Annotated in this window: 19 protein-coding genes; 8 read left to right on the top strand and 11 right to left on the bottom strand. The window is 68.8% G+C overall.

Annotated features, from left to right (window positions below; translation table 11 throughout):
- Positions 1-2,277: a penicillin-binding protein 1A gene (locus ACVJ6E_RS15825; protein WP_199681357.1), complete on the bottom strand. Its 2,277-nt coding sequence runs from the start codon at positions 2,275-2,277 to the stop codon at positions 1-3.
- A 279-nt stretch (positions 2,278-2,556) separates the two neighbouring features.
- On the opposite strand from ACVJ6E_RS15825, the gene ACVJ6E_RS15820 reads away from it, so the two are divergent.
- The gene (locus tag ACVJ6E_RS15820) at positions 2,557-2,859 is read left to right on the top strand and encodes a DUF1330 domain-containing protein (protein ID WP_120269804.1); all 303 of its coding nucleotides are present in this window, start codon (positions 2,557-2,559) and stop codon (positions 2,857-2,859) included.
- Positions 2,856-3,335 carry a GNAT family N-acetyltransferase gene (locus tag ACVJ6E_RS15815; protein WP_120269803.1) on the top strand — a complete coding sequence of 160 codons (480 nt, stop codon included), beginning with the start codon at positions 2,856-2,858 and terminating at the stop codon, positions 3,333-3,335. Before ACVJ6E_RS15820 ends, ACVJ6E_RS15815 begins: the two co-directional genes overlap by 4 nt.
- A gap of 31 nt (positions 3,336-3,366) precedes the next feature.
- Here ACVJ6E_RS15815 and olsB read toward each other — a convergent pair whose 3' ends face one another.
- The 4 genes from olsB to ACVJ6E_RS15795 all read right to left on the bottom strand — a co-directional run bounded on the left by olsB (position 3,367) and on the right by ACVJ6E_RS15795 (position 9,597).
- Complete coding sequence (gene olsB / locus ACVJ6E_RS15810) at positions 3,367-4,236, bottom strand: l-ornithine N(alpha)-acyltransferase (protein WP_245165633.1); 870 nt, start codon at positions 4,234-4,236, stop codon at positions 3,367-3,369.
- A gap of 304 nt (positions 4,237-4,540) precedes the next feature.
- The gene (locus ACVJ6E_RS15805; RefSeq protein ID WP_120269801.1) at positions 4,541-6,883 is read right to left on the bottom strand and encodes an ATP-binding protein; all 2,343 of its coding nucleotides are present in this window, start codon (positions 6,881-6,883) and stop codon (positions 4,541-4,543) included.
- A 111-nt stretch (positions 6,884-6,994) separates the two neighbouring features.
- Positions 6,995-7,993, bottom strand: a complete 999-nt coding sequence (locus ACVJ6E_RS15800; RefSeq protein WP_120269800.1) for an LLM class flavin-dependent oxidoreductase — start codon at positions 7,991-7,993, stop codon at positions 6,995-6,997.
- A 77-nt stretch (positions 7,994-8,070) separates the two neighbouring features.
- Positions 8,071-9,597 (bottom strand): YifB family Mg chelatase-like AAA ATPase, encoded by a 1,527-nt coding sequence (locus tag ACVJ6E_RS15795; protein ID WP_120269799.1) that lies wholly within the window; start codon positions 9,595-9,597, stop codon positions 8,071-8,073.
- Between the two features lie 197 nt (positions 9,598-9,794).
- Here ACVJ6E_RS15795 and ACVJ6E_RS15790 point away from each other — a divergent pair, with 197 nt between their 5' ends.
- A complete protein-coding gene (locus tag ACVJ6E_RS15790) occupies positions 9,795-10,652 on the top strand; it encodes a DUF3800 domain-containing protein (RefSeq protein WP_120270185.1) in 858 nt (285 codons plus the stop codon).
- A 357-nt stretch (positions 10,653-11,009) separates the two neighbouring features.
- Here the strand turns inward: ACVJ6E_RS15790 and cysK are convergent, their stop codons facing one another.
- From cysK to ACVJ6E_RS15770, 4 genes are all read right to left on the bottom strand, one after another.
- The gene (gene cysK, locus ACVJ6E_RS15785; RefSeq protein WP_120269798.1) at positions 11,010-11,972 is read right to left on the bottom strand and encodes a cysteine synthase A; all 963 of its coding nucleotides are present in this window, start codon (positions 11,970-11,972) and stop codon (positions 11,010-11,012) included.
- Between the two features lie 172 nt (positions 11,973-12,144).
- Complete coding sequence (gene dut / locus ACVJ6E_RS15780; protein ID WP_067224698.1) at positions 12,145-12,594, bottom strand: dUTP diphosphatase; 450 nt, start codon at positions 12,592-12,594, stop codon at positions 12,145-12,147.
- A gap of 86 nt (positions 12,595-12,680) precedes the next feature.
- Positions 12,681-13,907 carry a bifunctional phosphopantothenoylcysteine decarboxylase/phosphopantothenate--cysteine ligase CoaBC gene (coaBC, locus tag ACVJ6E_RS15775; RefSeq protein WP_120269797.1) on the bottom strand — a complete coding sequence of 409 codons (1,227 nt, stop codon included), beginning with the start codon at positions 13,905-13,907 and terminating at the stop codon, positions 12,681-12,683.
- 47 nt (positions 13,908-13,954) lie between these two features.
- Positions 13,955-15,163 carry a penicillin-binding protein activator gene (locus tag ACVJ6E_RS15770; RefSeq protein WP_371811468.1) on the bottom strand — a complete coding sequence of 403 codons (1,209 nt, stop codon included), beginning with the start codon at positions 15,161-15,163 and terminating at the stop codon, positions 13,955-13,957.
- 215 nt (positions 15,164-15,378) lie between these two features.
- Between ACVJ6E_RS15770 and rsmI the strand changes: the two genes are divergently transcribed.
- The 4 genes from rsmI to gshB all read left to right on the top strand — a co-directional run bounded on the left by rsmI (position 15,379) and on the right by gshB (position 18,067).
- Entirely contained in the window at positions 15,379-16,299 is a 921-nt protein-coding gene (gene rsmI / locus ACVJ6E_RS15765; RefSeq protein WP_120269796.1) for a 16S rRNA (cytidine(1402)-2'-O)-methyltransferase, read from the top strand.
- Between the two features lie 85 nt (positions 16,300-16,384).
- Entirely contained in the window at positions 16,385-16,558 is a 174-nt protein-coding gene (locus tag ACVJ6E_RS15760) for a hypothetical protein (protein ID WP_185926829.1), read from the top strand.
- A complete protein-coding gene (locus ACVJ6E_RS15755) occupies positions 16,555-16,953 on the top strand; it encodes a YraN family protein (protein WP_120269795.1) in 399 nt (132 codons plus the stop codon). Before ACVJ6E_RS15760 ends, ACVJ6E_RS15755 begins: the two co-directional genes overlap by 4 nt.
- Before the next feature lie 127 nt (positions 16,954-17,080).
- Positions 17,081-18,067 (top strand): glutathione synthase, encoded by a 987-nt coding sequence (gshB, locus tag ACVJ6E_RS15750; RefSeq protein ID WP_120269794.1) that lies wholly within the window; start codon positions 17,081-17,083, stop codon positions 18,065-18,067.
- A 22-nt stretch (positions 18,068-18,089) separates the two neighbouring features.
- Here the strand turns inward: gshB and ACVJ6E_RS15745 are convergent, their stop codons facing one another.
- Positions 18,090-19,691, bottom strand: coding sequence for a fused MFS/spermidine synthase (locus ACVJ6E_RS15745; protein WP_199681355.1), 1,602 nt, complete (start codon positions 19,689-19,691; stop codon positions 18,090-18,092).
- A gap of 97 nt (positions 19,692-19,788) precedes the next feature.
- On the bottom strand, positions 19,789-20,436 hold the full coding sequence (gene maiA, locus ACVJ6E_RS15740) for a maleylacetoacetate isomerase (RefSeq protein WP_199681353.1): 648 nt from the start codon (positions 20,434-20,436) through the stop codon (positions 19,789-19,791).
- Between the two features lie 337 nt (positions 20,437-20,773).
- On the opposite strand from maiA, the gene ACVJ6E_RS15735 reads away from it, so the two are divergent.
- Entirely contained in the window at positions 20,774-22,129 is a 1,356-nt protein-coding gene (locus ACVJ6E_RS15735; RefSeq protein WP_120269792.1) for an NAD(P)-dependent oxidoreductase, read from the top strand.
- Positions 22,130-22,168: the final 39 nt, after the last annotated feature.

Here is a 22,168-nt window from a genome sequence, read left to right as displayed (position 1 = left end):
TCAGCCCCCGAAAATCCGGTTGAGCAGGTCGAGCGGTCCGCCGCCGCCGTCCGAATCGCGCATCGGCGGCAGCCGGCGTGCCGGATCGCCCTCGGCCGGAATGTCGCGCATCGGCATGTCGAGCGGCGCTGCGGCAGGTTCGGCGACCTGCACCGGCCGGTCGGACACGCCCGGAAGGCTGGCGACCGGCAGGCCCTGGTGGCCCGCCTGCATCACGTCCTTCCACACCTTCGCCGGCAGCGAGCCGCCGGTGGCGCGCTTGGTCGGCGAATTGTCGTCGTTGCCGAGCCAGACAGCGGTGGTCAGGGTGCCGGTGTAGCCGATGAACCAGCCGTCGCGGAAATCCTGGCTGGTGCCGGTCTTGCCGCCGGCCGGGCGACCCGGCAGGTTGGCGATCTTGCCGGTGCCGGTCGTCAAGGTCTGCGCCATCATCATGTTCATGTCGGCCAGCGTCGCATGGTCGATGACCCGCCCCGCGCCGTCGCCGGTGCGCGCGTAGAGCACCTTGCCTTCCAGCGTGCGGATCTGGCGGATGACATGCGGCACCACCGCATAGCCGCCATTGGAAAACGGCGTGTACCCGGCGGCGATCTCCAGCGGAGTCACCTCCGAGGTGCCGAGCGAGATCGACAGGTTGGAGGCGAGCGGCGAGGTGATGCCGAGCTTGCGGGCGGTGCGGATGATGGCGCGCGGGCCGACTTCTTCCGCCAGTCGCGCGGCCACGGTGTTGAGCGACAGCGACAGCGCCTCGGTGAGCGTCACCGGCCCGCGATAGGTCTTGGTGTAGTTCTTCGGCGCCCACTTGCCGATCTTGACCGGCTCGTCGACGCGCACGGTTGCGGGCGTCAGCCCGCGCTCCAGCGCGGCGAGATAGACGAAGGGCTTGAAGGCGGAACCGGGCTGGCGCCGGGCGTTGACCGCGCGATTGAACTGGCTCTGCGCATAGTCGCGTCCGCCGACCAGCGCCTTGACCGCGCCCGCCCCGTCCAGCGTGACGACGGCGCCCTGGCCGACGCCGAGCTTGGCGCCTTCCTCGGACAGGGCCCGGCGCAAGGCGTCCTCGGCGATGATCTGCAGGCCGAGATCGATCGTCGTGTCGACGATGATGTCGTCCTCGATGGCGCCGACATAGCCCGGCAGCAGCTCCATCACCCAGTCGGCGATGTAGTTCTCGCTGGCCGAGGTGTGGTGGGTGACGACGCGCATCGGCGCGGCGATGGCATCGCGCGCCTCCGCGTCGGTGAGATAGCCCTCCTCGGCCATGGCCGCGAGCACGGTGGTGGCCCGCTCCTGGGCAAGGTCCGGATTGCGGGTCGGGGCATAGCGCGAGGGCGCCTTGAGCAGGCCGGCCAGCGTCGCCGCCTCCGACACGCTGATCAAACGCGCCGACTTGCCGAAATAGCGCCGGGCGGCCGCATCGACGCCATAGGCGCCGGCGCCGAAATAGACCCGGTTGAGATACATCTCCAGGATCTCGTCCTTGGAGTAGTTGGTCTCAAGCCAGAGCGCGAGGACCGCCTCCTGCACCTTGCGCCGCAAGGTGCGGTCGGGCTCAAGGAAGAGGTTCTTGGCCAACTGCTGGGTCAGCGTCGAGCCGCCCTGCACCAGCCGGCCGGAGGTGATGTTGGTCAGCACCGCGCGGCCGAGGCCGAGCGGATCGAGGCCGAAATGCGAGTAGAAGCGCCGGTCCTCGATGGCGATCACCGCCTGCGGCAGATAGGGCGGCAGCTGTTCCAGCCGCACCGCCTCGCCGCCCGTGTCGCCGCGATTCGCCATCAACGTTCCGTCGGCCGCGACAATGCGCACATTGGGCGGGCGCTGCGGCACCTTCCATTCGGAGGTCGGCGGCAGATAGGCGGCGTAGTAGATGAGGACGCCGATGCCGGCGATGCCGCCCCAGATGCACAGGACGAAGCTCCAGTAGAGGCCCCGCCGCAACAGGCGCGAGATGCCGCCGCGCTGGCGCTTGGCGCGGGGCTTGCCGCGCCCGCCCTTGCGCCCGCCGCCCTTGCCGCCGCCGCTATTGCCGCCGCTGCCCCGGCCGGAGCTGGAACCCGAGTTGGGGCCGGCGCCGACGCTGTCCAGGGAACCGGGCTTGCGGGCCGTGCGCTTGCGGGCCGGCGCCGACGAAGAGGAGGAGGACGAGGAGGACGCGTGTCCGCCGGCCGCCGGCCGGTCGGCGCCGGTCAGCCGCATGTCCAGCGTCGCGCCGCTGGGCTCCATCTTCGGCTCGACGCGGGTGGGGCGCCGGCTTCCGGGTGACGATCCGCGAGCCATCGATTCGCTCTGTTCCTCCAAGATGCACAGGGGGCGTCGGCTATTGGTCGATCCGGTGCCGATACTCCGGCACGTCTTGCGTGCCCGAGCTTCGCCTTGGAGCCTAAATGCGGCGATTTAAGGGGGTGTTAACTACCGCATGAGGGCACCCGGCCGCGCCCTGACGCGGCTTTACAGCTCTGCCCGCCGCGCGTTACGCCTTGATCCGAACACGGGGGGGCGGGACAGGCGGCAGCGGGCCGCCGTAGCCCCACGGGCAGCTCCATGAAAGGTGCAGGCATGGCAAAGGCATATTGGGTGGCGCGGGTCGATGTGAGCGATCCGGACGCCTACAGGAAATATATCGAGGCGAATGCCGAGGCGTTTCGCGCCTATGGCGCCCGCTTCATCGTGCGCGGCGGCCGCTTCGAGTGCAAGGAAGGCGCCGCGCGCCAGCGCAACGTGGTGATCGAGTTCGACAGCTACGAGAAGGCTGTCGCCTGCTACGAGAGCGAAGCCTATGCCTATGCCAAGTCGCTGCGCGCCTCGCACGCGGTCTCGGACCTGGTGATCGTCGAGGGCTACGACGGCCCGCAGCCGTGAGCGCGCCGGCCGGGGCCTTCGTGGTGCGGGTTGCAGGACCCGAGGATGTCCCGGCCCTGCACGAGCTGTGGCTGGCGGAGGCGGACCGGGGCGACTGGTCCCCGGCCGCCTCGCCGGAAGGCTTGCTGCCCGAGCTCGACCTGCTGGCGGCGGAAAACCGGGTCTGGGGTGCCTTTCGCCGCGGCCGGCCCGTCGCCATGGCGGCGGCGGGCGAACTGGACGGGGCGATGTGGCTGTCGGTGATGGGCGTCGCCTCGGCCTGCCGCGGCGGGGGCCTGTCGCGCTCGCTGCTGGCCTCGCTGCTCGGCCATGGCGCCTGGGCCGGCTATTCCGCGCTCGTCGCCTTCGCACGACCCGAGCGCGGCGGCTTTCTCGATCATGTCGGCTTCCTGCGGCTGGACGCCGGCCAGCTCGATGCCGGCGCGCGAAACATCGCGGCCCGCTACGGCGTCGAGCCCTGGGCCCGGCGCCTTTGAGGAGTGCCGGGGCGCCCTGACCGAGGGCGCGTTACTGGCTGGCGTAACGGCCGGCGTCGGCGCCGTAATGATTGACGTAGCGGCTGTTGAGCGCTTCCACCGGCATGACGATCAGCACGTCGGTGGTGCCGAACTGGCGGTCGACCACGGCGCCGTCGCCGATATAGGCGCCGAGCCGCAGGTAGCCCTTGATCAGGGGCGGCAGCTCGCGCAGCGCCTGGCGCTCGTTGACCTCGGCCTTCGGCATGCGGTTCATCTCGACATAGCGGTCGCCGACCGCGCGCACCCGCCAGGCTTCCGGCGTCCTGGCATTGTGGTGCAGGAAGGCGAGCTGCGAGGCGATGCGGTCCGGATCGGTGCCCTCGATGGAGGCGCAGCCGACCATCACGTCGATCCGGTGCATCAGCACATAGGCCCAGATGCCGTGCCACAGCAGCTCGACCGTGCGCTTGGTGCGGTAGGGCTTGAGCACGCAGGAGCGGCCGAGCTCCAGGAACTGCAGGCGCGGGTGGGCGTCGACCAGCGACTGGATGTCGAATTCGGCGGCGGTGTAGAAGCCGCCATGGCGCTCGGCGACGTCCTGGCGCAGCAGGCGGTAGGTACCGACGATGCGCGGCACGCGGCGGCCGAGCTTGTTGCGCTCGGTCAGGTCGTGGTCGAGCACCAGGAGATGGTCGCAAATGTCGTCATAGGCATCGACATCGCGCCTGTTTGCCTGGGTCGCGGCATCGGCGATCGCCGACATCTCCTCGTAGAAGACGTGGTAGCGCAGCTCCTGGGCCTTGCGGATCTCCTTGGCGCTGCGCGCCAGGCGCACCTCCAGCGAGCCGATGCGGCCGAGGCTGGGAACGTTGCGGCCCGAGGGGCCGGCCTTCATCGCGGCAAGCCAGCTGGTGGCCATCGCCGGGGCGAACTTGCGCATCAGGCTGCGCGGCGACAGAACAGCGTTTCTTGACATGGCCCCGAGCCTTCCCTGCTTGCCTCCCGCGGACGCCGTCACGCAACGGTGCCGGTTCCGGGCAGGCCCGGCCGGCCATTCTCGTGTCGCTCCTGCCAGCCGAACCGGCCCTGCCAAAACTCTCAACCGGCAAACAATTCCGGCGCAAGCAGGCAGGCGAATCGGCCGCACATGACGGACGGCCACGTTTGCTGGCCGTGCCGTAGACCATACTTTCCCAACACTTGCGTGACAATTGGCGAAGTTTTCAGTGCCCGCCCGGGAGGGCCGTCTCCGCGGTGCGGCGAACGATACGCCGGCGAAGCAGGTCCGGGTCGAGCGGCTTGGACAGGACCGCATCGGCACCGGCGGCAAGCGCCGCCTTTTCCGCATCGGCGGTGACATCGGCGGTCACCACATAGACGGGCGCGCGCGGCCAGCCGCCGGCCGTCTCCATCTCGCGGAAGCGGCGGATTGCCGCAATGCCGTCGACCACCGGCATGTGCAGGTCCATCAGGAGCATGTCGCAGGATCCGTCGGCCGCCGCGGCAAGGGCCGCGGCCCCGTCGGCCGCCACCACCGGCTCGTGGCCGAGCTTGCGCAGCAGGGCCTCGCTGAGCATGCGGTTGATGTCGTTGTCGTCGGCCACGAGGATGCGCAAGGGACGCTGCGCGCAGGCGCTGTCGCAGCCCGTCCCCTCGCCATCTGCCCCGGTGAGGGAGCGCGGCTCGGGCCGGTCCCAGGGCGACAGGCCGGTATCGCGGCCGAGCAGCGTGGCGCAAAGCTCCGTCAGCGAGGTGGCGCGCACGGGGCGGATCAGGTAGCCGCCGAAGCCCGCCTCGCGCAGGCGCGGCAGCCGGTCGCGCTCGCTCGGCGCCAGCAGCACGCCGGCGGGGGCGGCAAGTCCGGCGGCGCGGGCGCTGGCGAGCCAGGCGCCGGCATCGGTCACCGCCAGCGGGTCGAGCAGGACGAGATCGGCGGACAGAAGCGCATCGTCGTCGTCCTCCTTGCCCGGGGCAAGCAGCGTGGTCGCGGCACCTTGCGCGGCCAGCGAACGGGCGATCAGCGGCATCTCGATGCAGCTCGCAGACACAAGCGCGATGCGGGAGCCGGCCAAGGGCCGCGCGGCCGGAGCCGGTGCGGGCAGGGCCGGGGCGGCGCGAAGCGGCAGCTCGACGCGGAAGGTGGCGCCCTCGCCCGGCGCGGAACAGGCGATCACGTCGCCGCCCATCAGCCGGGCCAGCCGGCGCGAAATGGCAAGGCCGAGGCCGGCGCCGTCGAAGCGGCGGGCCGGGCCGTGGTCGACCTGCTCGAACTCCTCGAACAGCCGTTCGGCCTCTTCCGGGGCAAAGCCGATGCCGGTGTCGCGCACGGTGATGGCGAAGCGGCGCGGGGGACCTTCGGGGCTGTCCTCTCCGGTCTCGGCGATCGGCTCGATGCAGATCTCGACGCCGCCGGTCTCGGTGAATTTCAGCCCGTTGCCGGCCAGGTTGAACAGGATCTGGCGCAGGCGCGTCGGGTCGGCGACGAGACGCGCGGGCATGTCGGGAGCGATATAGCAGCCGATCTCCAGCCCCTTCGACTGGGCGCGCGGCGACAGCAGCTCCACGACGCTTTCGGCAAGCGGGGCAAGGGCGATCTCCTCGGGCGCAAGGTCGAGGCGGCCGGCCTCGATGCGCGAGAGGTCGAGCACCTCGTTGATCAGGAGAAGCAGGATCTCGCCGGAGGCGCGCACCGCCTCCACATAGCTCGCCTGCTCGGCCGTCAGCCTTGTATCGGCGAGCAGGCCCGTCATGCCGAGAATGCCGTTGAGCGGGGTGCGGATCTCGTGGCTGACGGTGGCGAGGAACCGGCTCTTGGAGGCGTTGGCGGTCTCCGCCTGGTTGCGCGCGGCAAGCAGGGCGTCCTCGATGCGGCGGCGGTCGGTGACGTCGCGCAGGATGGTCTGGATCAAGGGTTCGCCGCTGGTGCCGTCGCGCACCGGCACGTCGCGCCGGGCGAACCAGCGCTCGCCGCCGGAAGTCTGCATCCGGATGTCTCGGCTGGCCTCGTCTTCGGCCGTGCTGCCGTTCGCCTCCGGCAGGGCGGGGGCCCAGCCCTCCGGGAACAGCCGTTCGGCGGCATCGTTGGCATAGACGATCTCGCCGCCGGCGCGCCAGCGGGTGACCACGTCGCCGAGCGTGTCGAGCACGTCGCGCAGCCGGCCGTCGCTTTCCTTCAGCCGCCAGGTCTCGTCGCGCAGCTGCTCGTTTTCGGCTCTGAGCAGGTTGCGCTCGGAGGTCAGCGCGGCGAGGCGGACGCTCGCTTGCGCCATCGCCCGCATATGGGTGCCGCGCTGGGCCTGCAGCAGGCCGGCAAGGCCGATGGCGAGCCCGGCGATGGCGAGCGCGGCGCCGGAGGCGGCAAGGCGCATCTGCTCGGGCACCAGCCAGATGGTGAGCGCGGCGCCGGCGAGAAAGCTGGCGGAGGCGACGGCGATCGTCAGCAGCGAGGGGGCGGAAACGGCGGGCGTGCGCGGGGAAGCCTCCCCCGCACGGAGACTGGCGCGCTCGGGCGCGTTCGGCCCGGTGTCGCTGTGCTCCGTTCCGTCATGGCGTTTCGGGGCGGCCACCTGCTCTCCTCGTCAATCAGCGGGTTCGCGCAAGGCGCACGAACCCGCTCATTTTCGGCAGGAGAGATTGAGAAACCGTTGCGGCAAAGGACCTTGGGGTCTGCTGCGGCCCTAGGCGGCGTCCGCCAGGTCGTCGAGGATCCCGGCCGCCAGCTCGAAGGACCGGACCCGGGCTGCGTGGTCGTGGATCATGCCGGTGACGATCAGTTCGTCGGGCTGGTAGCGCTCCAGGATCTCGGAAAGCCCTTTGCGGACGGTTTCGGGCGATCCGGTCGCCGACACGCTGAGGGCCTGGTCGACCTGCGCAAGGACATGGGGCGGGATTTCGGCGGCGACGTCTTCCACCGGGGCCGGCAGCTTGCCCGGGCGCCCGGTGCGCAGCCTTGCGAAGGAGAGCACCTGCGAGGAGCGCAGATAGCGGGCCTCCGCATCCGTATCCGCGACGAAGACGCCGGCGGCGACCATCACGCGCGGTTCGGCCAGCTGCTCGGACGGACGGAACGTGCTGCGATAGACGGCCAGTGCCTCCTCCAGCATCGCCGGGGCGAAATGCGAGGCGAAGGCGTAAGGCAGGCCGAAGGCGGCCGCAAGCTGCGCGCCGTAAAGGCTGGAGCCGAGGATCCAGACCGGCACATGGGTGCCCTCGCCGGGAATGGCGCGGACGGGGCCGCCTTCCGACGGGTCGCCGAGATAGGCGATGAGGTCGACGACATCCTGCGGGAAGTTGTCCTCGCCCGCCATGTGCCGGCGCAAGGCCCGGGCTGTTGCGAGGTCCGTGCCCGGCGCGCGGCCTAACCCTAAGTCGATGCGCCCGGGAAACAATGTTGCCAGCGTGCCGAACTGTTCGGCGATGACCAGCGGCGAATGGTTGGGCAGCATGATGCCGCCCGCCCCGACGCGGATGGTCTTCGTCGCCGCTGCCACCTGGCCGATGACGACGGACGTGGCCGCGCTGGCGATGCCCGGCATGTTGTGGTGCTCGGCAAGCCAGTAGCGGTGATAGCCCGCCGCTTCCGCCTTGCGGGCCAGATCGATGGTGTTGGCAAGCGCGTCGGCCGACGTCTTGCCTTCCGGCACGGGGGCCAGATCGAGAAGGGAATAGTGTTGCATGAGGATCTCCGTTGGGTCCTCATTTAGGATGCGGCGGCCCGGCAGCCAAGGGCGAAGGGGGAGGCGGAAGGGGGCGCTCAGGCCGCCCGGCGCTCAAGACTGGCGCCCCGGTAGCTCAGCGCCTCGGCGAGATGCAGCCGAGAGACGGCGTCCGAGCCGTCGAGATCGGCCAGCGTGCGCGCCACTTTCAGCACCCGGTGATAGCCGCGCGCCGACAGTTGCAGCGCGTCCGCTGCCGATTGCAGCAGGTCGAGGCCGGCGGCATCGGGCGCGGCGACCTGCTCGATCAGCCGCGCGCCGGTGGCGGCATTGGTGCGGGCGGAGACGCCGAGCGCGGCGTAGCGCTCGCTCTGGCGCTGGCGGGCACGCGCGACCCGCTCGGCGACCGCGGCGGAGCTTTCGGCCTGGGCCGGGCGCAACAGGTCGGAGGCGGCAACGGCCGGCACCTCGATCCGAAGGTCCAGCCGGTCGAGCAGCGGGCCGGACAGGCGCGCCTGATATTCGGAGGCGCAGCGCTCGCCGCGCCGGCAGACATGGCCCGGCTCGCCGGCATGGCCGCAGCGGCAGGGGTTCATCGCCGCGATCAGCTGGACGCGCGAGGGGTAGCTGGTGCGGTGGTTGGCGCGCACGATCACTGTCTCGCCGCTTTCCAGCGGCTGGCGCAGCCCGTCGAGCACCTGCGGCTGGAACTCGGGCAGTTCATCAAGGAACAGCACGCCGTTATGGGCGAGCGACACCTCGCCCGGCCGGGCGCGGATGCCGCCGCCGACGAGCGCTGCCATCGAGGCGGAATGATGCGGCGCGCGAAAAGGCCGGCGCTCGCTGAGCTTGCCGTCGGCAAGCTCGCCGGCGATGGAGGCGATCATCGACACTTCCAGCAGCTCGCGCGGGCTGAGCGGCGGCAGGATCGAGGGCAGGCGGGTCGCCAGCATCGACTTGCCGGCGCCCGGCGGGCCGATCATCAACAGGTTGTGGCCGCCGGCCGCGGCGATCTCCAGCGCCCGCTTGGCGCTTTCCTGGCCGCGCACCTCGGAAAGGTCTGGCAGGACGGACGGATTGGCGCTCAGCTTCGGCTGCGGCCGGGAGAGGATCTGCGTGCCCTTGAAATGGTTGGCGAGCTGGATCAGCGAAACGGGCGCCAGGATCTCCATCTCCGGATCGGCCCATGCCGCTTCCGGGCCGCAAGGCGCGGGGCAGATCAAGCCGCGGGCGAGAGTGTTGGCGCCGATGGCTGCCGGCAGCACGCCGGCGACGGCGGAGATCGTGCCGTCCAGCGCCAGCTCGCCGAGCACCACGTAGCGCTCCAGCTCGGCGGCGGGCAGCGCCCCCATCGCCGCCATCAGGGCAAGGGCGATGGGCAGGTCGAAATGCGAGCCTTCCTTGGGCAGGTCGGCCGGCGCAAGGTTGACGGTGACGCGCTTGGCCGGCAGCGACAGGCCGGAGGCGATCAGTGCGGAGCGGACCCGCTCGCGGCTTTCGCCCACCGCCTTGTCCGGCAGGCCGACGATGGTGAAGGCGACCTGGCCGGGGCCGATCTGCACCTGCACGTCGACAGGTTGCGCCTCTATGCCCTGGAACGCGACCGTGGTGACCCGCGAGACCATTGACCGCCCCCTCGCTCTATGACTTTGCGCGAAACTTCTGCAATCGCAATAGACTGCAACCTAGCGCAACCTCAGGTCGGTCACAACCACGGCGAGGAGAATGCTTGACACTAATGATATTGCGATCAGGATAGTAAATATCGATTTTAAATTCTGTTTTGGGTCTCATCCTGGCGTGGGTGTCGAAGAGTAATTTGATGAAACAAGTAGATGGGATTAATCCAGGCTATATTGCGTATATTGACGAAGCTGGTGATCCTGGGTTGAGGCGAGTTAGGCCTATTGATCCTATTGGCGGCACGGAATGGATGATTCTTTCTGCGGTTTTAATCCGAGCAGAGAATGAAGCGAACATTTTATCTTGGCACAAGGAATTAGTTGAAGATTTGAATATCAGGCAGAGAAAGGACATACATTTCAGGGATTTATCTTATCCCAAAAAGGATAAGGTATGCTTGGCCTTGTCAGGTTATCCTGCGAGGATTTTTGTTGTAGCATCCAACAAAAAGAATATGAGGCAATATAGAAATCATCGAGCGGAAAAAATCCCGTCGAATCAGTGGTTCTATAATTGGCTTGTTAGGATTCTAGTAGAAAGAATTACACATTATGTAGAGCGGCATTCTGTTAAAAATTTTGGAAAACCACGTCATGTAACGTTTGAGTTCTCTGAGAGAGGCGGTCATTCTTACGACCAAACGGCGGCATATCACGCACTCTTAGCGCAACAGGCCAAAGGCTCTGGTCCGTTGCTAGACAAGTGGGTTCCTAAATGGAATGTGATGGACTGGCGCTTAGTTAAAGCTTACCCGCATAAAACACGGGTAGGACTTCAATTTGCAGACATCGTCGCTAGTGCTTTTTTCGCTGCTGTGGACAACCTTGATAGTGGTCCTTGTGAAGTACGATTTGCTAAGGCGCTTAGGCCCCGCGTCGCTTCCTTAGATAATCGCCATGCGGACTATGGATTGGTACTGCAGCCGACGCCACCCACTCGTGGAAGGCTAACTAACGACCAGCAAGAGATATTCCGCTACTACGGGTATCAATTCTAATAGCGGTAGAGCCCGCTCCTCATTTTCGTCTGCGGCGATAGGCTACCGTCTAGTGGCAACCGTGCGCAGATAAGATTGCTAGGCGTTGATTCTAATCAGCCTTGCAGTCGAGGGGTGCGGCGCATCTACCATATTTATTATCTCATCAATTTCAGCATAAGTCAAATTGAATCAATGGGTTATCTGAATTTTCTTTAAGTGGTTGAATTACGATTCTTTTTTGTTCTCATCACGTCTCAGAGGCGGTTGGCTGATGTCAGATCAGGCGACGCTTTGTCTTCGGCGCGCAAACGAAAACGGCGGAGCCCATAGGGCCCCGCCGCTGATGATCAAAAGGTCCGCAAGAGGCGCGGAAGCTTAGTCCAGCCCCTCGAACAGCGCCGTCGACAGGTAGCGCTCGGCGAAGGAGGGGATGATCACGACGATGCGCTTGCCCTTCATATCGGGCCGTGCGCCGACCTTGAGCGCGGCCGCGAGCGCGGCGCCGGAGGAAATGCCGACCGGCAGTCCCTCGGTGCGCGCGACCTTGCGGGCCATCTCGAAGGCCTCGTCGTTGCTCACGGTGACGACCTCGTCATAGACCGACTTGTCGAGCACGCCCGGCACGAAGCCGGCGCCGATGCCCTGGATCTTGTGCGGGCCGGGATTGCCGCCGGACAGGATCGGGCTGTCGGCCGGCTCGACCGCGACCACATGCAGGCCGGGCTTGCGCTCCTTCAGCACCGAGCCGACGCCGGTGATCGTGCCGCCGGTGCCGATGCCGGAAACGAAGACGTCGACCGTGCCGTCCGTGTCGTTCCAGATCTCCTCGGCGGTGGTGCGGCGATGGATCTCCGGGTTGGCCGGGTTCTCGAACTGCTGCGGCATCACCGCGCCGTCGATCTCCTTGACCATTTCCTCGGCGCGCGCGACCGCGCCCTTCATGCCCTTGGGGCCTTCTGTGAGCTCCAGCTCGGCGCCGAGCAGCTTGAGCATCTTGCGGCGCTCGATCGACATGGTCTCCGGCATCACCAGAATCAGGCGGTAGCCCTTGGCGGCAGCGACGAAGGCGAGCGCGATGCCGGTGTTGCCGGAGGTCGGCTCGACGAGGGTGGTCTTGCCGGGAACGATCTTGCCCTCGGCCTCCAGTGCCTCGATCATCGACACGCCGATGCGGTCCTTGACGCTGGAGATCGGGTTGAAGAACTCGAGCTTGGCGAGGATCTCCGCCCCGACGCCGGCATCACGGGCCAGCCGGTCGAGCCGGACGAGCGGGGTGTCGCCGATGGTCTCGGTGATGGAGGCGTAGACGCGGCCACGGCCTGGCTTCTTGGCGCTCATGCTGGACTCCCTTGTTCTCGCCGGATCGCGGATGTCCGGCACGTCATTCTGTCCCCAATCTAGGGATGCGCCGCCGCGCTGACGAGACCCTGCCGTCGCTGCGGGCCGCACAGGCATGGAACATGATTCCAGAATGAGGCGATTCTTTAGAAATTCATGCCCTTCAGGCGTGTCAATGATGCCCGGTGGAGCCGAAGCCACCCTCGCCGCGCCGGGTCTCGTCCAGCTCGTTGACCTCGATCAGCTCGGCCCGTGCCACCGGCGCCACCACCATCTGGGCGATGCGGCTGCCGCGCTCCACCGTGAAGGGCTCGTCGCCGAGATTGATCAGGATCACCTTCACCTCGCCGCGATAGTCCGGGTCGATGGTGCCGGGCGTGTTGAGCACGGTGACGCCGTGGCGCGCGGCAAGGCCGGAGCGCGGGCGCACCTGCGCCTCCGTATGCGGCGGCAGGGCGATGGCGATGCCGGTCGGCACCAGCGCGCGGGCGCCCGGCGCGATCACCAGCGGCGCCTCGACGGCGGCCAGAAGGTCCATGCCGGCGGCCTCCTCGCTCTGGTAGGACGGCAGCGGCAGGTCGAGACCGTGGGCAAGGCGACGTACGCGCAGGGGAAGGGTCATGGCTGGGATCCGTTGGTGAGACCGGGGGTGAGATCGGGAACGGTTTGAAAAAAGGGGACCGGCAACGACAGGCGCGGGCAGACGCCTCACGCCGGGCCGACGGTCGCGGCGAGCCGGCGGGCGATCTCGGCGACCAGCCGGCGCGCCACCTCGTCCTTGCTCAGCGTCGGCCAGTCGGTGACGCCTTCGTGGCCGACCAGCCGCACGGTGTTGGCATCGCCGCCCATGACGCCGGTTTCCGGCGACACGTCGTTGGCGACGATCAGGTCCGCGCCCTTGCGCTCCAGCTTGCCGCGGGCGTTGTCGACGACATCGTTGGTCTCGGCGGCAAAGCCGACCACCAGGCGCGGACGGGCCGAGGAATGACGGCCGATGGTGGCCAGGATGTCCGGGTTCTCGGTCAGCGCCAGAACCGGCACCTTGCCGCTGCCGTCCTTCTTGATCTTGCGGTCGCTCTCGCCGTCGGTGCGCCAGTCGGCGACAGCCGCCGCCATCACCGCGACATCGGCCGGCAGCGCCGCCTCGACGGCGGCCAGCATCTGCCGCGCGGTCTCCACCTTCACCACATTGACGCCCGGCGGATCGGCCAGCGTCACCGGCCCGCTGACCAGCGTCACGCGGGCGCCGTGCCGCGCCATCCAGGCGGCGATGGCATGGCCCTGCTTGCCGGAGGAGCGGTTGGCGATGTAGCGGACGGGATCGATCGGCTCATGCGTCGGCCCGGAGGTGATCAGCACGTGCCGGCCGGCAAGGTCCTGCGGCACCGGATCGAGCATCGCTTCGAGCGCGGCGACGATCTCCAGCGGCTCGGCCATGCGGCCAAGGCCCGCCTCGCCGCTCTCGGCCATCTCGCCGGCATTCGGCCCGACGAAGGAGAGCCCGTCGCGGGCAAGCTGGTCGACATTGCGGCGGGTTGCGGGATTGGCCCACATCGCCGGGTTCATCGCCGGAGCGAGCAGGACGGGCTTGTTCGAGGCGAGCAGCACGGCGCTGGCGAGATCGCCGGCAAGCCCGGCCGTCATCTTCGCCATCAGGTCGGCGGTGGCCGGCGCGACGACGATGGCATCGACCTCGCGCGACAGGCGGATATGGCCGACATCGTGTTCGTCGTCGCGGTCGAAGAGATCGGTGAAGACCTTGTCGCCAGCAAGCGCCCCCGCCGCCATCGGCGTCACGAAGCGGCAGGCGCCCTCGGTCATCACGACCCGGACGGCTGCACCGCGCTCGCGCAGGCGGCGGATCAGGTCGAGGCTCTTGTAGGCGGCGATGCCGCCGCCGATCACGAGAAGGATGCGCGTGTCAGTAAGGCTCAACGGTGCCTCCCGCTGGCTGGATGGAGGACGTCGGCGGGCGGCTGCCGTCAGCTGCCCGAGCCGAAGGAGCGAGGCGCCGGCGAGATGACCCGCGAGCCGCTGCCCGTGACCTCGTAGACCGCAAGGCCACGCGCGTTGCGCCCGTCCCGCTCGAAGCGGAAGACGCCGTCGATGCCGAGGAAGCCGTCGCGGTTGGTCAGCACGCGCTCGGAAAAGCGCGCGGGGCCGGCGGACCGCACCAGGCCTGCGGCAAGGATCGTCGCGTCATAGGCGAGCGAGGCATTGCGCGGCGGCTGCGAGCCGTAGCGGGACTGGTAGCGCGAGGCGAAGGCCTGGAAGCCGGCCGCATCCGGACCCGGGTACCAGGCGCCGGTCAGCGGCGCCGCGTTCAGCACCTGCGGCGATTCCCACTGGCCGCTGCCGAGCAGGCGCGTCTGGCCGAGATTGACGCCGCCGGTCGACAGGGTCTGCGCCACGAAGGGCGCGACATTGCCCGCGGGAACGAAGATCGCATCGATCTGTGCGGCATTGGCGGCGATCTGGCTCGCCTTGGCGGCGATGTCCGAGGTGTCGTTGCCGGTCAGCTTGTAGCGCTCGATGGAGACGATCCGACCGCCCGCGCGGCCGACTTCCTGGCGGAAGGCGGCCTCGGCCACCGCGCCATAGGTGTCGTCCGGCAGCAGCGCTGCGAAGGAGCGCTTGCCCTGGGCCGCGGCATAGGAAACGATCCGTGCCACGTCGCTGCGCGGCAGGAAGCTCAACAGGTAGACGCCGCGCGAGGCGACGGCCTCGTCGCTGGAAAAGGCGACGACCGGAATGCCGGAGGAGCGCGCGGTCGTGGCCGCCCCGCCGACGGCCGGCGCGAAGACCGGCCCGAGAATCAGTTCCGCACCTTCGGCAAGGGCCGCCTGGGTGGCCGCCTGCGCGCCCTGCGCGGTGCCGCCGGTGTCCTTGATCAGGATCTGCACGTCGGCGCCCTGGAAGTCGGACAGCGCCAGCTCGGCGGTGTTGCGGAAGACGGTGGCGATGGAGGAGGCGCTGCCGCCGCCGCTCATCGGCAGCAGCATGGCGACGCGCACCGAGCCCTGGCCGATGGTCTCGCCGCTCACGGTCGGCTGGCCCGGGGGCGTCGAGGGATAGCCGGGATACTCGCCCATGGTCGAGCCGCTGCAGCCGGCAAGCGCCAGGGCAGCTCCGAGCGAGAGCGCAAGGACGGATCGCCGCGCATGCATCATCTTGTCCAGAACTCCAAGCACTGTCCCCGATCTCCCGTCTGCCCGGCCTTGCCTGCCGCAAGGCGGGTGTACCGCCGCCGGCCCCGGGTGCGAACGGGCCGCCGACCGCAAAATGCTTAGCAGCACCGCCCGCCGGCTGCAAATCCTCGCTCGCCGCCTTGGCCTTGACCGCGTTTCCTGCCAAAACGGTCGAAAGCCCGCCCGGCGGGCTCCCGTTCGCATGAAAGCCGACCCCCATGTCCTCCACCGAGCCGGACCAGAGCGAAGCGCCGAAGCCGGCCTCCCGCGACTTCTTCATCGGCGCCCATCGCATGACGGCGCCCTCGCTCGCCTGCGGCCTCTATATCGTCGCAACGCCGATCGGCAATCTCGGTGACATGACGGTGCGCGGGCTGGAGGTGCTGGCGGCGGCTGATCTCGTCGCCTGCGAGGACACGCGCGTCACGTCCACCTTGATGCAGCGCTTCGGGTTGAAGACGCCGCTCACCGCCTATCACGAGCACAATGCGCAGAAGGTGCGCCCGCGCCTGATGGCGGCGCTGGAGGCCGGGCGCGCCGTCGCGCTGGTTTCCGATGCCGGCACGCCGCTCGTTTCCGATCCCGGCTACCGGCTGGTGCGCGAAGTGGTCGAGGCCGGCCACAAGGTCTTCCCCGTGCCCGGCGCCAGCGCGCCGCTGGCCGCGCTCGTCGCTTCGGGCCTGCCGTCGGACACGTTCTGCTTTGCCGGCTTTCTGCCGCAAAAGGGCGGGCCGCGCAGCGCAAGGCTGGAAGAGCTCTCGCGCATTCCCGCAACGCTGATCTTCTTCGAAAGCCCGCACCGCATCGCCGCCTCGCTTGCCGACATGGCGAGCGTGTTCGGCGGCGAGCGGGAGGCGGCGGTCGCCCGCGAGATCACCAAGCGGTTCGAAACCTTCGAGCGCGGCACGCTGGAAGAGCTTGCCCGCCATTTCGCCGAAGGGCCGGCGCGCGGCGAGTTCGTCGTGGTCATCGCCCCGCCGCCCGAGCGGCCGGAAGCCGATGCGGGCGATGCCGATGCGTTGCTCGCCGAGGCACTGAAGACCATGAAGGCGGCCGGTGCCGCCAAGCATGTGGCGCAGCTTACGGGCCTCGACCGCAAGGACCTTTACGCACGCGCCCTGGAGATGAAGGCGAAGTGAGGCGGCGGGGCGCTGCTTTGCCCTCGATTGCCACCCGTGCTACTCGGGCGGGTGAGCCTTTGAACCCGCCAGCGGAGCGCCGTGCATGACCAAGATCATCCTGGTTTTCTTTGCCGCCGTCGCCGCGATCCAGGTGATCAAGCCGCTCGGCTGGCCGGGGCTGAAGCACCGCCGCGATGCCTGGAAGCTCGCCGCCGGCGGGTTTCTCCTGACCGTGATGGCGGTGATCCTCGCCGCCATGTTCCAGCCCTCCGCATGACCCGGGGCGGCGCGCAAGAGCCGGGCAGCACCCGCCGGCGGCGCGGCGCCTACCGGCTGGGGCTGCGGGCCGAGACGCTGGCCGCGCTCTACCTGCGGGCGAGGGGCTGGCGGATCCTGGCCCGGCGCTTTCGCGCCGGCAGCGGCGAGATCGACATCATCGCCCGGCGGGGCAGGACGATCGCCTTCATCGAGGTCAAGGCGCGCGGCAACCGCGATGCGGCGCTGGCCGCGATCACCCCGTCGGCGCAGCGCCGGATCGCGTCTGCTGCCCGCACCTGGTGCGCCGGGCGCGAAGATCTCGGCGCCATGACGCTGCGCTTCGACGCGGTGCTGGTTTCGCCCTGGCGGTTGCCGGTGCACATCGCCGACGCCTTCGCCGTCGCGGAACGGTGATCGTCCGGGCGCCCGCGCACTGGACAAAGCCCGGCGCGGGTCGCATATCCTGTCCCCAACCGCGGGGCGCCCGCTCCGCCTTCCCGTCCGTCGTTCAGCGCGCCGTTCCGGCGCCGGAGACCTTCCGATGACCTCTTCCACCCCTTCGACATCCGGCCAGGCATCCCCCCGGCTGAAGGTCGCGGTCCAGATGGACCACATTTCCTCCATCAACATCGCCGGCGACAGCGCCTTTGCGATGATGCTCGAGGCGCAGGCCCGCGGCCACGCGCTCTTCCACTACACGCCCGACCGGCTGGCGATGAACGGCAACACCGTGACGGCCTCGCTGGAGCCGGTCACGGTGCGCGACGAGACGGGCAACCACTTCACCCTCGGGGAGCGGAAGCTGACGGACCTCTCCGAAATGGATGTGGTCCTGATGCGGCAGGACCCGCCCTTCGACATGGCCTATGTCGCGGCGACCCACATGCTGGAGAAGATCCACCCGAAGACCCTGGTGGTGAACGACCCGGCCTCGGTGCGCAATGCGCCGGAAAAGCTCTTCGTCACCGAGTTCCCGGACCTGATGCCGGAAACGCTGATCACCCGCGACCGTGCCGCCATCGACGCCTTCCGCGCCGAGCATGGCGACATCGTCATGAAGCCGCTGTTCGGCCATGGCGGGGCGGCGGTGTTCCGCATCACCTCGGACGATCTCAACTACGGCTCGCTCTACGATTTCTTCGCCGCCACCTTCCGCGAGCCCTGGGTGATCCAGCGCTTCCTGCCCGAGGTGTCGAAGGGCGACAAGCGCATCCTGCTGGTCGACGGCGAGTTCGCCGGCGCGGTCAACCGGGTGCCGCAGGAGGGCGACCTGCGCTCCAACATGGTGCGCGGCGGCGCGGCGCGCGAGGCCGACCTCACCCCGCGCGAACGCGAGATCTGCGCCCGTCTCGGCCCGGCCCTGCGCGAAAAGGGGCTGATCCTCGTCGGCATCGACGTGATCGACGGCTACCTGACGGAGATCAACGTCACCGCCCCGACCGGCATCCGTGCCGTCGCAAGGCTGGGCGGACCGGACATCGCGGCCCGCGTCTGGGACGTGGTGGAGGCCAAGCGCGCCCAAGCCTGACGTACTGGCGCGTGAGCCGAATTTAAGAGCCCGGCCCCATCAGCCGGTCGATCGGCACATAGTCGTCGGAGAGCACCGGTGGATCGATGCGGGCAACGAGCGCGTCGATCCGCTGCTCCGGCATGCGGGCGAGGATGCGGCTTGCCGCGCCCTCTGCCACCGGCGGCAGCACGAAGCGGGCCTGAGGCGTCGGCATGCGCCCGGCGATCAGCACGAAGGTGGTGCGCCCGCCGGCGGTGAAGTCTTCCGCCTCGACCCAGACCTCGACCACCGGAAAGGCGGTGCGCAGGGTCCGCACCGTGGCGGCCAGTGCCTGCAGCCGGTCCATGTGATCGATGAGGTTCATCGCGTAATGGCCGTTTGTCGCAAGGCTCTCGGCGATCTCGGCATAGAACTCGCGCGTCACCAGATGCGCCGGGACGGCGATGTCGGTGAAGGCGTCGCCGATGATCACCTGGAAGCCTCCGAGCGAGGCGAGGCGGGCCCTGGCATCGGCATGGACGACGGTGAAGCGCGACGGGTCGACGTCGAAGTCGCGCGCGGCCATCCGTGTCACCTGCGGATCGATCTCCGCGACGACGAGGCCGGGGCGGGCGCCGTCCCGCGTCCAGGCGCGCGGCAGCGTCAGCGAGCCGCCGCCGATGAAATAGGCTTGCTCCGGCGCATCGCCGAGCCGGGCGCGGGTCACCGCGTCGATGATCGCCGCATAGGGCATTTCCAGCCGCGCCGGATCGCCGAGCACGTTGATGCCGTGGCCGAGGTGATCGAGCACCATCAGCCGGGTCGGCGCCCCGAAATCGGCCGAGACGTCCAGCGAACGGATGCAGTAGTAGCGGCTTTCGATGTCGCAGATCTTCTGCGGCAGGAACGGGCCGGCGGCGGTGGCGAACAGCGCAAGGACTGTGATGCCGGCAGCCGCCGTGAGCGAACCGCCGCCTGTATCGCGTGGCACCCGGCGGGCCATCCACAGGCAGCACAGCGCGAACAGGGAGTAGGCGGCGGCGACGGTGATCAGCGTGCGGGCGGTGCCGAGCCAGGAGATGAACAGATAGCCGGCGGCCAGCGTGCCGGCGATGGCGCCGATGGCCGAGACCGCATGCAGGGCGCCGAGCGCCCGGCCGCTGCGGACCCGGTCCTCGATGGCGAGCCGCGCCAGGATCGGCGAGGGAATGCCGGCGGCGAAGGACGGCAGGAAGAACAGCAGCATCGCCAGCGCGACGATGCCGGCGACCGGATCTGTCAGGCTGGAGAGCACCGGGCCGGAGACCCAGCGCAGCAGCGGCAGGGCGGCGATGGTGGTGATCGCCCCGAGCGCGCCGGAGACGGCGAGCCACATGAGGCCGGTGCGCGCCGGGCGGTCGGCGACGAGGCCGCCGGCCCAGTGCCCGGCAGAAAAGCCGGCCAGCACCACGGCGATCACCGCCGTCCAGGTGTAGAGCGACATGCCGACATAGGGCGCCAGCATTCTTCCTGCGACGATCTCCACCACAAGGCCGGCCGCCGCCACCACGAACTGCGCGGCGAGCAGGAACCAGAACGGCGCGGGCGTCGTGCTGGCAAGGGCAGAGGAAGCCGGGCGGGATGCTTCGGCGTGATCGGGCGGGGGCAGGACGGCGTCTGTCATGACGCGAATCTAGCCGCCCCGCGCCCGCCCGCAAAGCGGATCATGAGGATATCCTGATATTCGAAAGCGGATATCTCAGAAGCGGAGTGGCAGGTGGTCAGGCGGGCGCGCCGATGCGATCCGGATGGGCGGCGGCGAAGGCCTCCATCTCGGTGCAGGCCGCATCGATGGCCACCAGCTTCGGCAGGGCGGCGAGATCGACGCCCCAGCGGCGGGCATTGTACATTTGCGGCACCAGGCAGAGGTCCGCCAGGGTCGGCGTGTCGCCATGGCAGAAGCGGCCCGTGCGCGGGTCGTCCAGCATGCGCTCCAGTGCCGCCAGCCCCTTGCCGATATAGGTGCGCATCCAGGCGGCCTTGGCCTCGTCGCCGCCGCCGGTGATCTCGGCCACGTGATTGGCGACCGACAGGTTGCAGATCGGATGGATCTCCATGGCAATGGCATGGGACAGCGCACGGACCCGGTGGCGGCCGGCAGCATCGGCCGGCATCAGGGTCGAGGCCGGCTGGTTGGTCTCGTGCAGGTACTCGATGATGGCGAGCGACTGGGTCAGCTCGTGCCCGTCGATCTCCAGCGTCGGGACCAGCCCTTGCGGGTTGCGGGCCAGGTTCTCCGCTGCCCGGTGGGCGCCGGTGAGCAGGTTCACCGTAGCCGCATCGTAGGCGATGCCGAGCAGGTTGAGCGCGATGCGCACGCGGTAGCTTGCAGACGAACGCCAGTAGTCGTGAAGGACGGGTCGCGTCACCGGTCTCTCTCCCGTTAGATGTCTTGGTGCCGCATCGCGGCCTGTATGGCATCGCATATCGCATGCCCGTCGCCGGGGGCCAAGCGCCGCGTCGGGACGCCGGCTTTCGAGTTGCCACAAAAAATTTGACTATTTGGTCAAAATTCGGCCCAATGATCCCGGACGTGCTCCCACCCAACGAGGCGCGCGCCAAGCAAATCGCCAGAGCCGGCGCAGGACAATAGCGGGATCCCCTTCCGGTCCCGGTCCGACGACAGAAACGGATCGCCTGCGTTCCAGAGGAGAACATCGACGCCGGAGCCCGCGCCCGCGGCCCGGTGCAATCGGAGGTGCAGCCATGGCTGATGCACTCGTGAACCCCGACATCCGTGCGGGGCGACTGACGGCCGACGACTACCTGGAGAATTTCGAGGACCTGCATCCGCCGCTCGGCGTCCATGAGGCGCGGGTCGAGGCGGATCGCTGCTATTTCTGCTACGACGCGCCCTGCACGATCGCCTGCCCGACGTCCATCGACATCCCGAAGTTCATCCGCCAGATCGCCACCGGCAATCCGCTCGGCTCGGCCAAGACGATCTTCGAGCAGAACATCCTCGGCGGCATGTGCGCCCGCGTCTGCCCGACCGAGACCCTGTGCGAGGAGGCCTGCGTGCGCAACCTCGCCGAGGACCGGCCCGTGTCCATCGGCCTGCTGCAGCGCCATGCGACCGACACGTTCCTGGCGCGCGATGCGTCCCTGCCTTACGAGCGCGCAGCTCCCACCGGCAAGCGCGTTGCCGTCGTCGGCGGCGGCCCGGCCGGCCTCGCCTGTGCTCATGCGCTGGCGCGCGAGGGGCATGACGTCACGATCTTCGAGGCGCGGGCCAAGCTCGGCGGCCTCAACGAATACGGCATCGCCGCCTACAAGACGACGCACGACTTTGCCCAGGCGGAGGTCGACTTCGTCCTGTCCATCGGCGGCATCACGGTGGAGTGCAACACCGCGCTCGGCCGCGACATCACGCTGCAAGGCCTGCGGCGCGACTTCGACGCGGTGTTCCTCGGCATGGGGCTCGGCGGCGTCAACGCGCTCAAGACCGAGGGCGAGGATCTGGCCGGCGTCATCGATGCGGTTGCCTATATCGCCGAGCTGCGCCAGGCGCAGGATCTTTCCGCCCTGCCAGTCGGCCGCAAGGTCGTGGTGATCGGCGGCGGCATGACCGCCATCGACATCGCCGTGCAGATCAAGCGCCTCGGCGCGGAAGAGGTGACCATCGCCTATCGCCGCGACCGCGAGGCGATGAAGGCCAGCGCCTACGAGCAGGAGATCGCCCTGACCAACGGGGTGGTGATCCGCGAGTGTCTGGCGCCCCGCCGGCTGATCGGCGAGGGCGGCCATGTGCGGGCCATCGAGCTGGAGCGGATGCTGCCCGACAGCGCCGGCCGGCTGACGGGAACCGGCGAGAGCGTGACGCTGGAAGCGGACCAGGTGTTCAAGGCGATCGGCCAGACCTTCGTGCCGGACGCGCTGGGCGGAGGCGAGGCGCTGGAGCTCGACGGCGGCCGGATCGGCGTCGACGCGGACCGCCGCACCTCGCTTGCCGACGTGTGGGCCGGCGGCGATTGCGTGGCCGGAGGCGAGGACCTGACAGTCGCGTCGGTCGAGGACGGCAAGATCGCCGCGGCCTCGATCCACGCGGCGCTGACCGCCTGAGCGCGGCAGGTCTTCCCAACCCGTACCCTTCACTCCCGA

The organism is Stappia sp. G46H5W, assembly GCF_058448995.1.
This window is presented reverse-complemented; position numbering and strand designations above follow the sequence as displayed.